The following is a 13,632-nucleotide window of genomic DNA, read 5'->3' as shown; positions in this document are numbered from 1 at the left end:
CACAGTGGGGGGCTTGATTGATCGCAAAACATAGGGCGAGTTCAACCAGGCGCAGTATCAGCGAGGATACCCAGTGCGCGCGCAAGCTTACTCCCTTTGGCTTGGCGTGACGAGAAAAATGTGATCGCCTTCATTGTTTTGTCGTCAACCACAGGATCTCACGACACATCGGCTCAGATGTGACAGTAACAACATAGTTACTGTTCATGTGGATTTATCCTTTGTGTGGTGGCAGCACAGGATCCCAATCCAACCCATCATCAGACCTGATTCCCCACAAGGAGCTCATTCATGGAACCGACTCCGCAGCCATGGCACGCACAGGACTACGGCGCTATTTTGTCGACGCTAGAGAGCCATCCCGCAGGGTTGAGCCACGCCGAAGCGCAGTCGCGTTTGGCCACCCAGGGTCCCAACCGGTTGACACCGGCACCAGGAGTTCCCTGGTGGCAACGTTTTGCTCGCCAATTCCATAATCTGTTGATCTATGTTCTGTTATTCGCCGCCCTCTTAAGCTGGCTGTCCGGACACTGGACCGATGGTCTGGTGATCCTCGGTGTCGTGATCATCAATGCCATAGTCGGTCTGATCCAGGAAGGAAAAGCCGAACACGCTCTGGCGGCTATCCGCCAATTATTAAAAATTCGCTGCATGACGCTACGGGAGGGGCAACACCATCAGCTGGATGCCGAGCGGCTGGTCACCGGGGATATCGTTTTGCTGGAGTCTGGAGACAAGGTTCCAGCCGATCTGCGGCTGATGGAGGTCATCAACCTGCTGGTTCAGGAGAGCGCACTGACCGGCGAATCGCTGAGCATTAGCAAACAAGTTCAACCCCTGGCGGCAGAGACTCCGTTGGCCGAGCGTACCAACATGCTGTATGCCGGAACCCTGATCACACAAGGCCGCGCCAAAGCGGTGGTGGTCGCTACTGCCGATAACACCGAATTGGGACAGATCGGCCAGTTGCTACAGCACGTTGAACCCATGATCACGCCATTACTTCAGCAACTGGAGAGGTTAGCACGCCAACTCACCACCTGGATCCTGATCCTGGCCGTTACCACCTTTGCATTTGGCTGGCTGTGGCGTCACTACCCACTGGATCAACTCTTCATGGCAGCGGTCGGATTGGCTGTTGCCGCTATTCCAGAAGGACTCCCGGCCGTCATCACCATCACGCTGGCCATCGGGGTGCAACGGATGGCCAGCCGCAATGCCATCGTGCGCAGACTTCCGGCGGTGGAAACTCTCGGGGCTGTCACCATCATCTGTAGCGATAAAACCGGCACTCTGACCCGGAACGAGATGACGGTACAGCAAGTGGCGTTACCCGATGAACAGATCGCAGTGACCGGGGTTGGCTATTCGCCACAAGGTGAACTCAATAGCGCACACCTCTTACCCAACATCACGAGCCCCAAACTCACCGCCTATGAGCCTCGGCGCCTAGCGTCACCGTCAAAACACTCAGTGTCATCGTCCACAGGGGATACCCCTGACGCCCTTGGGGCGCTCCTTGAGGCGGCCATATTATGTAACGATGCCCGTTTCGAAGCCCAGGGCCAGGATGCCAAGCACCCACATCAACTCCATGGCGATCCGACCGAGGGAGCCCTGTTGGTGCTGGCAGCCAAAGCCGGAGTCGATGATCGGCAGTTACGGGCTGCCAATCCACGCCTGGCCGAATTGCCGTTTGAATCGACGATCGGCTATATGGCCACCCTCAACCAGCAACAGAATGGGCAGCAGCTGTTCATCAAGGGAGCACCGGAGCGGATCCTTCCACTGTGTGAGTCACCCGATACTTCCTCGCCGCAGACCCCGAGTTGGCAGCAACGAGCCGAGAACATGGCCGCAGAAGGCCTGCGCATACTGGCTTTTGCCACCTATCAAAACTACGACCCCACCACGCCTGTCGCAGGCCACCTTGCCAGCGAACAGCTCCCCGACAGCGGCTGGGAATTATTAGGTCTAGTCGGCATGGCCGATCCGGCCCGCGCAGAGGCTAGAGACGCGGTAGCCGAATGTCAGCGCGCCGGGATCCGCATCCTGATGATCACTGGCGATCACGCCGTCACTGCCCGCGCCATCGGCCAGCAGTTGGGATTGGCGAAAGACCCGATCGTCATCACCGGCTCCGAGCTGGATCAACTCTCCGAACCCGAGTTAGCGCAACGACTCAACGAGGCCCATATCATTGCCCGAGCAACACCAAGCCATAAACTACGCCTGATCAAGGCATTGCAAGCGGCAGGCCACGTGACCGCCATGACGGGTGACGGGGTCAATGATGCGCCGGCCCTCAAACGTGCTGATATTGGTGTGGCCATGGGGTTACATGGCACGGAAGCGGCGAAAGAAGCAGCCAGCATGGTGTTGGCTGATGATAATTTTGCCACCCTCCGTGATGCCGTGAGTGAAGGGCGCACCATCTATGAGAATCTGCGCAAAGCCCTGGTCTTTCTGCTACCGACCAATGGCGCCCAGGCGCTGGTGTTGCTGTCGGCCATCCTGCTGGGGATTGCCTTACCCATCACCCCGGTGCAGATCCTCTGGGTCAATATGGTCAGTGCTATCACCCTCTCGTTGCCCCTGGCATTTGAAAAACCCTATCCGGCCTTGATGTTACGACCGCCTCGCCGCGCCGATGAAGCGCTGCTATCTCCACAGCTCTGGTTACTGATCGTTGTCAGCGCGCTTCTGATGAGTGTGCTGACGCTGGGGATCTACTACTGGACTGTGCTGCAAGGCGTGGCCCTCGCCACCAGTCGCACAGTGGCGATCAATACGCTGATCGCGGCGGAAATGTTATTCCTGATCAATTGTCGCCAATTAGAAGCCCATACCTTCCACTGGCGGGCCTGGGCCGGCAATCATCTCGTGTGGTGGGCCATTGGCACCCTGCTACTGCTGCAAGGCGTGCAAACCTATGTCCCGTTGATGAATCAATTATTCGGCACAACCCCACTATCCTGGACACTCTGGATCTCTATTTTCTTGGCGGCATGCGGTTACTACCTAGCGATCGAGGGGGTGAAGTGGTTATTCAGGCGACTGACCCCGGCGACGCCGACTGGCAAGGCTTGAGCCATAGCAGCACAGTCGATACACTGCGCGCGCCTAGTTCAGGCCATTCTCGTCAATCAGCAAGGTTTTTATGTCTGCAGCACCAACCCCGATTCCACTCGAGATCGCCATCATTGGTGGTGGTCCCGCCGGCTTGATGGCCGCCGATCACCTCAGCGCCCGGGGATATAGCGTCGATCTGTTCGATGCCATGCCCTCGGTGGGCCGAAAGTTCCTGCAGGCAGGTAAAGGAGGCATGAACCTGACCCATGCCGAGCCCTTTGCTGAGTTTGTACAACGCTATGGCGACGCCGCAAGCTGGATCCGTCCTTTACTGGCCGATTTTGGTGCCGAGCAACTGCGGCAATGGGCACTGGGACTTGGTTTTGAAACCTTTGTTGGCTCCTCGGGCCGAGTCTTTCCGACCGACATGAAAGCGGCCCCCCTGCTGCGAGCCTGGCTGCAACGCCTGCGTGAGCAAGGGGTGCGTTTTCACGTTCGCCATCAATGGCAGGGAACTCTAGACAAAGATCGGCTGAGTTTTATCACCCCAGAGGGTATTCAGCACTATCAGGCGCGGGCGGTGTTATTTGCCTTGGGCGGGGCCAGTTGGCCGCGTCTGGGATCAACCGGTGCCTGGGTTGCTCCCTTCAGCGCCCATGGCATTGCGATGATGCCCTTGAAACCGAGTAATTGTGGCTTCGAGATGGCCTGGAGCGAGCATTTCCGTGACAAGTTTGCCGGAGCACCGCTCAAGAGCATAGTGCTAAGCCATACCAATGCGGCCGGAGAGCTGATCACTCGCCAAGGCGAATGTGTGATCACCCAGCATGGCATGGAAGGCAGTCTGCTCTATCCCTTCACACCCGCCTTGCGTCACGAGCTGGAGCAAAACGGTAGCGCCTGTTTCTATCTGGATCTGTTACCAGGGCGTTCCTTGGCGCGGGTTGAGCAAGAGCTGCGCCAGCCGCGGGGCTCCAAATCAATGGCCAATCACCTGCGAAGCCGCTTGAGCCTTGAAGGTGCAAAGGCTGGGTTATTGCGAGAATGTACCAGTGCCGAGGTGTTTGTCGATCCCACATTGCTGGCGGCCCACATCAAGGCGTTGCCCATTCATGTCCGCGCCACACGGCCGATTGACGAAGCCATCAGCAGTGCCGGTGGCGTACGACTCAATGGTTTGACCGACCAGCTGATGCTGGCAAATGAGCCCGGAGTCTTCTGTGCCGGTGAAATGCTGGATTGGGAAGCGCCGACCGGAGGCTATTTGCTAACCGCATGCTTCTCCACCGGCTTGCGTGCCGCATTAGGGATCGAGCAGTGGCTGCAACACCGTCCGACCGCCTGAGTCGTCAAGTTGTCATACTGATCGGCCATGATCAGTACAGGCTGATCTGACAGATCCCGACACCGTGATCGCTTATTGATAAGTTACTCGATCCAGGTCGCAAAAGTGGGCCCCCGCAGGCTTGTGATTTTGACAGTGAAGCCAATTTGTACAATAAAGATACGACTCAACCAAAAGAGGGATAACCGATGCAACGAATTGACTACCCACGCCTGAAAGACCAAGTGTTCGACGTGCTGGACAATTGTGGTTCTCCCTATCAGGAGACCAAGACCCTGTGTATCGACAATAAGCTGCCATTCGGCCTCCGCGAAGAGGAGATGGTTTCTTTGGCGATCAGTGAGTACCACGGCTGGCATTCAACCTCCCAGACCAGTTTCATGGGCTAACCTGCCCGCTCCTTTCATCGTGTTGAACATATGAAGAGGCTGCGCCTCTTCTTTTTTTGTCTGCGATTCAGACTCTCATCCAGTTCTATTGTCGGTAGAGGGTCCAGTAACCTGCGGCGAGGATCGGCAGACCGAGTCGGCCGTGTTAGAATCAGCAACCAATGTCTGTCGGTTTCTGACCCCAAACGCTCACCATGAACTCCGAGCAGAAACCCTTAACTTGTAGACGAGCAACCGCCGTGAATAACAGCCCGCAGCCCACATTCTACTTCCACGATTACGAAACCTTCGGCATCCACCCGGGACGAGATCGCCCAGCACAATTTGCAGGTATCCGCACGGATGCCGAGCTCAATCCGATTGGCGAGCCGCTGATGATCTACTGCCAGATGCCAGTGGACTATCTGCCCGATCCGGAAAGCTGCCTGATCACCGGGATCACCCCGCAGGTCGTGAATCAAAGCGGGCTCCCGGAAGCAGAATTTATGGCGCGGATCCACGCCGAGTTCAGCCAGCCCGAGACCTGCATTCTGGGTTATAACAACATTCGTTTTGACGATGAATTTACCCGCTATGGCCTGTATCGGAACTATTTTGATCCCTACGCCTACAGCTGGCAGCGCGGTAATTCACGCTGGGATCTACTGGATGTGGTACGCGCTTGTTATGCACTGCGTCCGGAAGGGATCAACTGGGTGTTTGATGGGGAGGGCAAGCCGAGTTTTCGCCTCGAACTGCTGACCAAAGCCAACGGCATTGGCCATGAACAGGCTCATGATGCCCTCTCCGACGTCGATGCCACCATCCAGATCGCGAGGCTACTGCGCACCAAGCAGCCGAAGTTATTCAACTACTTGTTCAGCATGCGCCAGAAAAACAAGATCAAAACCATGATCGATGTGATCGGCATGAAACCTCTGGTCCATGTCTCGGGCATGTTTTCGCCCTGGCAAGGCTGTGTCAGCTGGGTATCGCCGGTGGCATGGCACCCGACCAATGCCAATGCGGTGATCGTGGTGGACCTGAACAAGGATGTCAGCCCGCTGGTCACTCTCAGCGCGGAACAAATTCGCGAACGTCTGTATACCAAACGCGATGAGCTGGGTGATGAGCGCCCTATTGGTGTCAAGTTGGTGCATATCAACAAGTGCCCGGTACTCGCCCCTGCGGCCACCTTGAGTGAGCAACGAGCTGATGAGCTGGGCCTAGATCGGCAACAATGCCGGCAAAGTCTGAACCTGCTGCGCCAACATCCCGAGATCCGGGAAAAACTACTCGAGGTGTTTGCACCCTCTCCGGAGCATGAGGATCCGGTACAGCAAGAAGCAGAATTGCAGCTGTATGCCGGTTTCTTTCAGGATGGGGATAAAGCCACCATGGAGCTGGTACGCTCCACACCTCCCGAGCAACTGGCGGAACGTACGTTCGTCTTCAATGATGCCCGCTTGCAGCAGATGCTGTTCCGCTACCGTGCCAGAAACTACCCGTTGGGCCTATCGGCCAGCGAGCTGGCGGTGTGGCAACGTCATTGTGCGGATTATCTGAATCAACATGCCGATCAGTATGTCTTCAAACTGGAGTTACTGTTGGAGCAGCATGCCCAGGATGCCCGAAAAATGGCGATCCTGAAGGCGCTGGCTCGTTATCTGCAGCAACTCTAGCTTCCTTAGCTGATAGTCAGTCCCGCCAAGCGCGGATAAATAAGCCCGAAGTTTTGCTTCGGGCTTTTTCTCATCCGGCAGAATCAACGCATCAGGCTTGGGTTTTCTCTTTCCCCAGCTCAACCAGCTTCTGGCTCAGCTCGCGGCGCTCCTTGGAGAGCTCGGCATTGACGATGACATATTCATCGACCCGATCTTCATAATCGCTCTTCATGCTGGCGATGATGGCCTGGATTTCTTCAACACTCATGCCCGGCTTGATGTAATCAGAAAGGTTTTCCAGCAACAGCACCCGTTTCTGGTTGTCACGGATCTTCTTCTCGTTATCGACGATTTCGCGCTTCAGCTTGTTTTTGCGACGAGACATACGCACATATTCCAGTACATCGGTAAAAGTTGATTTGCTTACTTGTTCCATAGTAACCCCATGAACGATTGTGGATGCGGCGAACACAGCACACCCTGGCGATTGGAAAGCTTTTCAATACTACTTTAGGAAACAGCACCTTGAGCCGGAATGTCCCTTACTTTACTGAGTTTTTTGCTGGATACAACCAGGGCGCCAGACCATAACGCCTCTGTCATGTACCACCATAGCAAAAATGGCACGGTAAGCCTGCCATCGTTACCACAGCTTTGCGCAGTGTTACCTTTTGATACGCAATACAGCAGCTAAAAACGGCGCCTGCCCCAGACCCGATATCCGCCTCTGCTTGCCTCGCGCCAGCAGACCCCTATAATTCAGCGCCAGCAATAGGCAAGAGCATAAGGGGATCTTGATGAGTGAATTGAAGTTTCTGGCAGGATACCCGGCATCGATCCAAGCCCAGGTCCAAGAATTGATCTCGGCAGGTAAACTCACGGACTGGCTCACCCAGCGCTATGGGGGGCAAATCCACCCCATCAAGAGCGACAAGGCGTTGTACCAGTACACCATAGAGTTGAAAAATCAATATCTACGCAGCTCAGCGCCGATCTCTAAAGTTGCATTTGATAGCAAGATCAACGTGATCCAGCATGCCTTGGGTCTACACACCGCCATCTCCCGCGTTCAGGGTGGCAAGCTCAAAGCCAAGGCCGAAATCCAGATCGCCGCGCTTTTCAAGGAAGCACCGGCGCCATTTCTAAAGATGATTGTGATCCACGAATTGGCTCATCTGCGCGAGAAGGAGCACAACAAGGCCTTCTATCAGCTGTGTGAACATATGACGGCCGACTACCACCAATTAGAGTTCGACTTGCGCCTGTATTTGACCCAACTGCAACTCTTTGGTCCACTCGTTTAATACCCCCATCCTCTCTGCTTCGCCGGATAGAGGCGGATAAATTCCCGATATAGCTCTCACGCCGAAGCATAAACTCCGCTCTGCGCTTTGCAGCTTCGCCCTCGCCATCAATACTCATCGACAGACAGATCTGACCGCCATTACCCTGGCTACGGCAGGAGTTGCAGATGGAGAAGACTCGCTATGTCATCGCGCTGGATCAAGGCACCACATCCTCCCGCGCCATGCTGTTTGATCACGATATTCAGGTCATTGCCAGCGCCCAGCGGGAGCTGACCCAGTACTATCCGCAACCGGGTTGGGTCGAACAAGACCCCATGGAGATCTGGGCCAGCCAATCCTCCGTCCTGACCGAGGTCCTGGCCAAGGCCAATATCCATAATCAGCAGATTGCCGCCATCGGTATTAGTAACCAACGCGAAACCGTGGTGATCTGGGACAAAGAGACGGGCAAACCTGTCTATAACGCGATTGTCTGGCAATGCCGCCGCACCACAGCCCTGTGCGATGCACTCAAGGCTCAAGGACATGAGCCCATGGTCCGTGACCGTACCGGCCTGCGTTTGGACCCCTATTTTTCCGCCAGCAAGTTGCGCTGGATCCTCGACCAGATCCCGGGGGCGCAGGCCCGCGCAGAGCAAGGACAACTGCTCTGCGGCACGATTGATTGCTGGCTGCTGTGGAAAATGACTCAGGGCGAGGTGCACGCCACTGATCCGACCAACGCCTGCCGAACCCTGCTGTTTAACATTCACACCCAAAGTTGGGATCCACAGTTATTGCAGCTGTTTGGCATACCGGCGGCCATGTTGCCAGAAGTCCGCCCCTCCTCCGGGATCTTCGGACATACCCGTCGCGGCGGCGGCGCCGATATTCCCATTGCGGGTATGGCCGGTGATCAACAAGCCGCGTTATTTGGTCAGTTGGGTTTTGAGCCGGGGATTGCCAAGAACACCTATGGCACCGGCTGTTTCTTACTGATGAATACCGGCACCACCCCCATTCACTCCCGGCATGGTCTACTGACGACCCTGGCTATCGGCCCGCAAGGCTCGATTCATTACGCCCTGGAGGGCGCCATCTTCATGGAAGGAGCCACCATTCAATGGCTGCGGGATGAACTCAGGCTGATTGATGATGCGCGGGATAGCGGCTATTTCGCCAGTAAAGTCGAAGATACCGGCGGCGTCTATCTGGTTCCGGCCTTTGTCGGTCTGGGTGCTCCCTACTGGGCACCACATGCCCGAGGGATGCTGGTCGGTCTGACGCGAGGAACCAACCGCAACCATCTGATCCGCGCCGCGCTGGAGGCGATTGCCTATCAAAGCCGCGATGTTCTCGATGCCATGCAACAGGATGCCGGTATCAGACTCCATCATCTGCGGGTCGATGGTGGTGCAGTCGCCAACGATTTCCTGCTGCAATTTCAGGCGGACATCATGGGCACGCCGGTGATTAGGCCGCGACAGATTGAAAGCTCGGCCCTCGGAGCCGCCTTTCTAGCTGGATTGGCCGTCGGATTCTGGGCCAGCACCGATGAACTGGCTAAAAAATTTGGTGTGGACAAGGAATTCAACCCGCAGTTGAGTGCGCAGCAACGCCAGGCGTTGTATCAGGGCTGGCAAGTGGCGATCCAGTGCGCTCGACAATGGCCAGAGCCTGAGAGCACAACGGAATAAATAGTTACACTGCGGGTTTGACGAGAAACACTATGGCCGACAAACGTATCCCCTCGACGCCAGGAAGAACCAGCAAAAAAGCCGCCCGAGGCGGCTTTCCTTTGTCCGTGACAGTCGAGCATCAGAGCAGAATACGCGCCCGAATGGTTCCGTCGATCCCCTTGAGCATGGCCAGAGCTTCTTCACTGCGCTCACTTTCGATATCCACCACCACATAGCCAATATTGGCGCTGGTTTGCAGATATTGGGCGGCGATGTTGATCCCTTCGCTGGCGAAGGCCTGGTTGATGCGATTGAGCACGCCCGGCTGATTGTGATGGATGTGCAACAAACGGCTAACTTGGCCCTGTATCGGCAATGATACTTCCGGAAAATTGACCGCCGTCAGCGTGGAGCCATTATCGGAATAGCGGATCAGCTTGTTGGCCACTTCCGAGCCGATATTTTGCTGGGCTTCAAACGTCGAAGCGCCGATATGGGGTGTCAGCAAGACGTTGTCAAAACGCTGTAATGGCGAGCTGAATGGATCCTTATTGGTGGCAGGCTCCACCGGGAAGACATCGATCGCCGCGCCGGCCAGATGACCGCTCTCCAGCGCCGACACCAGAGCATCGATATCCACCACGGTCCCCCGGGACGCATTGAGGAAGATAGCCCCGGGTTTCATGGCCGCAAACTGCTCAGCCCCCATCATGTCCCGTGTTTCTGGTGTTTCCGGCACATGCATACTCACCACATCCGCCTTGGCCAGCAACTCGTGCAGGCTGGAGACTTGGCGAGCATTCCCCAAGGAGAGCTTGTTTTCGATGTCGTAATAACAGACCTGCATCCCCAAACTCTCGGCGATGATCCCGACCTGGGTGCCGATATGACCATAACCGACGATCCCCAAGGTTTTACCCCGCGCCTCGACCGAGTTGGCCGCACTCTTGTCCCACTCACCGCGATGAGCTTTGGCGTTCTTGGCCGGAATACCTCGGAGCAGCAACAGGTACTCCCCGGTCACCAGCTCAGCCACGCTGCGGGTATTGGAATAGGGTGCATTGAACACCGGGATCCCCCGCGACTCCGCCGCGCCCAAGTCCACCTGGTTGGTGCCGATACAGAAGCAACCAATCGCCACCAGCTTTTCCGCCCGGGACAATACCTCTTCAGTCAGGTGAGTGCGGGAGCGAATGCCTAAAAAATGCACATCGCGAATTTTCTCCTGCAATTCAGCATCATCCAGGGCGCCTTTGAGATATTCCACCTGGCTGTAGCCAGCCTGATGAAATAATTCAACGGCGCTCGGGTCTACTCCTTCGAGCAATAGCACTTTGATCTTGGATTTATCCAGGGAATAACGGGTCATCTGTGTTCCTCAACTGAGTTTCTGGTCGTGAGGCGCCGCTAGGACGTCTTTTGGTAAATTTACGACAGTTTGTATCCCTACTCGGCGGCTCACCACCCGGCAAGAGCCGCCATTTTCGTGTCGGTGATTCCGGTTTGGTAACAAAAAATAAGAATCACCTTTGAAATTACCTTGTCACAGCAAGATGTTACCCCCCAATTTAGGCACCAGGCACCTATGTTTGACAAGTAAAAATTTCATCCGCCATACGAGCTCTATGTAGTTGCGGGACGCCGGAAGGCGACAAATACTTGTAATCGAATTACATTTTGTCGTCATATCGTATAGCTAAAGGAGGACGCATTGCGTCATCGACGCTGTTTTCCCTGGTGGTTCACACTTCTGCATCCCGAACTCGGCTCGCACACCATAACCACACCATACTGACAACAGAACTGCGTCGGACAAGGAGGCTCGCATGGGGACACTCACATCGATCCCAGCTCATGGCTTGACAACCTCGCACTACGATGTGGTGGTGATTGGCGGTGGCATCAATGGCACCGGTATTGCCGCCGATATGGCAGGTCGCGGCCTGTCGGTTGCACTCTTTGAAGCCGACGATTTGGGTTGCGCAACATCTTCGGCGTCCAGCAAATTACTGCACGGCGGTCTGCGCTATCTGGAACATTACGAGTTCCGCCTGGTTCGTGAAGCCTTGGCAGAGCGGGAGATCTTGCTCGCACGCGCGCCCTATCTGGCGAGAGGCTTACGGTTTCGCTTGCCTTATCGAGCCCAATTACGCCCGGCCTGGCTGATCCGCATCGGATTGTTTATCTATGATCATTTAGCTAAACGGATCAGCCTGCCTGCCAGTCATGGTATTCGTTTTAGCCCCGAGGATGGTCTGAGAGCCGATGTGATAAGCGGTTTTGAGTACTCAGATGCCTGGGTTGATGATGCCCGGCTGGTGGTACTCAACGCTCTCGCGGCTCAAGAGCGCGGCGCACACATCGCCACTCGCACCGCATGTACTCGCGCCATTCGGCATGGCGATCACTGGCAGCTGGAGCTGATGTCGCAACCAGGCGGCCAAGCCAGAACCGTAACCTGCACGGCATTGGTCAATGCCACCGGCCCCTGGGTGCAAAACTGGTTCGAAACGGCGCTGCAAGCCCCATCACCCCGCCGGATCCGGCTGATCAAGGGCAGTCATATCGTCGTTCCCCGCTTGCACCCGGGACCCGAAGCCTACTTGCTGCAACATACCGATCGCCGCGTGGTGTTTGTGATCCCTTTCTTGGAGCATTACTCACTGATCGGGACTACCGATATGGAATATCAGGGGGATTTGCGTCAGGTGGTGATCAGCGATGATGAAATCCAGTACCTGTGTCAGGTGGTGAATAGCTACTTTAGGCAGCCGACCACACCGCAGGATGTGGTTTGGAGTTATGCCGGTGTGCGCCCGCTCTGCGATGATGAATCTACATCCCCCCAAGCCATCACCCGGGACTACACACTGAGCCTGCAGGATCGAGATGGAAAGGCCCCCTTGCTATCCGTGTTTGGCGGCAAGCTCACCACCTTCCGCAAGTTGGCGGAGGCAGCCAGTCACCAACTCGCCCCTTACTTTTCGGCTATGGGGCCAGACTGGAGTGCGCAACAGTTGCTGCCGGGCGGTGATTCGGCTCCGCTGGCCACCTTGATTCAGGAGTATCAGCACCATGCTCCCTGGTTGGACAGCGCCCAAGCGACTCGGATCGCAACGGCCTATGGAACTCGAGCCAGACTCTGGTTACCTCAGCAGCCGGTCCGATTATTAGGTGGCTGCTTGGCGCAAGAGGAGGTGGATTACCTGATGCAGCACGAGTGGGCGCGTAGCCCCGATGACATTTTGTGGCGACGTAGCAAACTCGGTTTGCAATTTCCCACGCCAGCTCGTGCAGAGTTAGTGGCCTATCTTGCTGCACGATCATAGGAAGCGAGCTGAGTCACTTCATCATGGGCACGCCTGAGCCGGGATTAACACACCCGCCAGGCTACCTTGTGATGTTGCATCAACTGACACAGGGTTTGCGGCGGTTCCGCATCGGTAAATAGCACATCCACCTGTGAAATAGAGCCCAGACTGACCATGGCATGACGGCCAAACTTGGCATGATCGGCCAGCATAAATAACGTGCGGGAGTGTTCCATGATGGCTTTTGTTACTCGCACCTCGGGGTAGTGGTGATTCAGCAGATCCCCCAGAGCATCGATTGCCGCGATACTCACGACACCAAAATCCATGCGAAATTGTGCGATAAAATCCCGCGTGGACTCGCCCACAATGCCTCCATCCCGGCTGCGGATCTCACCACCGGCGATGATGACAGTGAAGTCATCCCGCGCCGTCAAGATACTCGCCACATTCAAGTTATTGGTCACGATCCGCAAGTCGCGATGATCCAGTAAGGCTCTGGCCACCGCCTCACAGCTGGAGCCGATATCGATGAACAAAGAGGCTCCATCCGGAATCCGGGCCGCAACCAGCCGGGCAATACGTTCCTTTTCTTCCCATTGTGGCACCTGATGAGTGGCATACAGGCTGACGTTGCTAGAGCTTAGCGAAGCCCCGCCATGATGGCGCTGGATCTTGTTTTGCTGCGCCAACTCGTTCAAATCCCGGCGAATGGTCTGCGGGCTGACATCAAAATGCGTAACCAACTCTTCGGTCGATGCAAATCCACACTGACTTAGCAGCTCGATAGTTTCCTGATGACGCTGCGCTTGTTTCATTGCGGCCTCTCCTCCTATCACCCATCGGATGATTCACTACACTCACCGAATATCCATTCGGATGCGGGCACCCGCCCCGGGCTATGGTA

At 55.9% G+C, this 13,632-nt stretch carries 10 protein-coding genes; 7 read left to right on the top strand and 3 right to left on the bottom strand.

The genetic code is table 11. The annotated features are described in order from the left end of the window. Positions 1-291: 291 nt before the first annotated feature. From ACYVG7_RS20065 to sbcB, 4 genes are all read left to right on the top strand, one after another. Positions 292-3,090, top strand: coding sequence for a cation-translocating P-type ATPase (locus ACYVG7_RS20065; protein ID WP_460884877.1), 2,799 nt, complete (start codon positions 292-294; stop codon positions 3,088-3,090). A 70-nt stretch (positions 3,091-3,160) separates the two neighbouring features. Next, positions 3,161-4,417, top strand: a complete 1,257-nt coding sequence (locus ACYVG7_RS20060) for a TIGR03862 family flavoprotein (protein WP_460884876.1) — start codon at positions 3,161-3,163, stop codon at positions 4,415-4,417. A 188-nt stretch (positions 4,418-4,605) separates the two neighbouring features. After that, positions 4,606-4,806, top strand: a complete 201-nt coding sequence (locus ACYVG7_RS20055; RefSeq protein WP_460884875.1) for a hypothetical protein — start codon at positions 4,606-4,608, stop codon at positions 4,804-4,806. A 194-nt stretch (positions 4,807-5,000) separates the two neighbouring features. Then, positions 5,001-6,467: an exodeoxyribonuclease I gene (gene sbcB, locus ACYVG7_RS20050; RefSeq protein WP_460884874.1), complete on the top strand. Its 1,467-nt coding sequence runs from the start codon at positions 5,001-5,003 to the stop codon at positions 6,465-6,467. A gap of 91 nt (positions 6,468-6,558) precedes the next feature. On the opposite strand, the gene tmaR is transcribed toward sbcB, so the two are convergent. Then, positions 6,559-6,885, bottom strand: coding sequence for a PTS system regulator TmaR (tmaR, locus tag ACYVG7_RS20045; protein WP_460884873.1), 327 nt, complete (start codon positions 6,883-6,885; stop codon positions 6,559-6,561). 361 nt (positions 6,886-7,246) lie between these two features. Between tmaR and ACYVG7_RS20040 the strand changes: the two genes are divergently transcribed. Both ACYVG7_RS20040 and glpK read left to right on the top strand, forming a co-directional pair. Beyond that, positions 7,247-7,753 (top strand): YgjP-like metallopeptidase domain-containing protein, encoded by a 507-nt coding sequence (locus ACYVG7_RS20040; protein ID WP_460884872.1) that lies wholly within the window; start codon positions 7,247-7,249, stop codon positions 7,751-7,753. A 167-nt stretch (positions 7,754-7,920) separates the two neighbouring features. Next, positions 7,921-9,432, top strand: coding sequence for a glycerol kinase GlpK (glpK, locus tag ACYVG7_RS20035; RefSeq protein WP_460884871.1), 1,512 nt, complete (start codon positions 7,921-7,923; stop codon positions 9,430-9,432). A 121-nt stretch (positions 9,433-9,553) separates the two neighbouring features. Here the strand turns inward: glpK and serA are convergent, their stop codons facing one another. Beyond that, positions 9,554-10,783, bottom strand: coding sequence for a phosphoglycerate dehydrogenase (serA, locus tag ACYVG7_RS20030; RefSeq protein WP_460884870.1), 1,230 nt, complete (start codon positions 10,781-10,783; stop codon positions 9,554-9,556). 457 nt (positions 10,784-11,240) lie between these two features. Between serA and glpD the strand changes: the two genes are divergently transcribed. Then, the gene (gene glpD, locus ACYVG7_RS20025) at positions 11,241-12,743 is read left to right on the top strand and encodes a glycerol-3-phosphate dehydrogenase (RefSeq protein ID WP_460884869.1); all 1,503 of its coding nucleotides are present in this window, start codon (positions 11,241-11,243) and stop codon (positions 12,741-12,743) included. A gap of 44 nt (positions 12,744-12,787) precedes the next feature. Here the strand turns inward: glpD and ACYVG7_RS20020 are convergent, their stop codons facing one another. After that, the gene (locus ACYVG7_RS20020; RefSeq protein WP_460884868.1) at positions 12,788-13,543 is read right to left on the bottom strand and encodes a DeoR/GlpR family transcriptional regulator; all 756 of its coding nucleotides are present in this window, start codon (positions 13,541-13,543) and stop codon (positions 12,788-12,790) included. Positions 13,544-13,632: the final 89 nt, after the last annotated feature.

Source organism: Pseudaeromonas pectinilytica, assembly GCF_054780855.1.
Note: the sequence above shows the minus strand (reverse complement) of the source record. Positions and strands in the feature narration are given on the sequence as shown.

What these genes read in the sequence shown, in the direction of transcription:
- ACYVG7_RS20065 (WP_460884877.1), top strand. Translation starts at nt 292, where the DNA reads ATGGAACCGACTCCGCAGCCATGGCACGCACAGGACTACGGCGCTATT.
- ACYVG7_RS20060 (WP_460884876.1), top strand. Translation starts at nt 3,161, where the DNA reads ATGTCTGCAGCACCAACCCCGATTCCACTCGAGATCGCCATCATTGGT.
- ACYVG7_RS20040 (WP_460884872.1), top strand. Translation starts at nt 7,247, where the DNA reads ATGAGTGAATTGAAGTTTCTGGCAGGATACCCGGCATCGATCCAAGCC.
- glpD (WP_460884869.1), top strand. Translation starts at nt 11,241, where the DNA reads ATGGGGACACTCACATCGATCCCAGCTCATGGCTTGACAACCTCGCAC.
- ACYVG7_RS20055 (WP_460884875.1), top strand. Translation starts at nt 4,606, where the DNA reads ATGCAACGAATTGACTACCCACGCCTGAAAGACCAAGTGTTCGACGTG.
- serA (WP_460884870.1), bottom strand. Translation starts at nt 10,783, where the DNA reads ATGACCCGTTATTCCCTGGATAAATCCAAGATCAAAGTGCTATTGCTC.
- ACYVG7_RS20020 (WP_460884868.1), bottom strand. Translation starts at nt 13,543, where the DNA reads ATGAAACAAGCGCAGCGTCATCAGGAAACTATCGAGCTGCTAAGTCAG.
- glpK (WP_460884871.1), top strand. Translation starts at nt 7,921, where the DNA reads ATGGAGAAGACTCGCTATGTCATCGCGCTGGATCAAGGCACCACATCC.
- sbcB (WP_460884874.1), top strand. Translation starts at nt 5,001, where the DNA reads ATGAACTCCGAGCAGAAACCCTTAACTTGTAGACGAGCAACCGCCGTG.
- tmaR (WP_460884873.1), bottom strand. Translation starts at nt 6,885, where the DNA reads ATGGAACAAGTAAGCAAATCAACTTTTACCGATGTACTGGAATATGTG.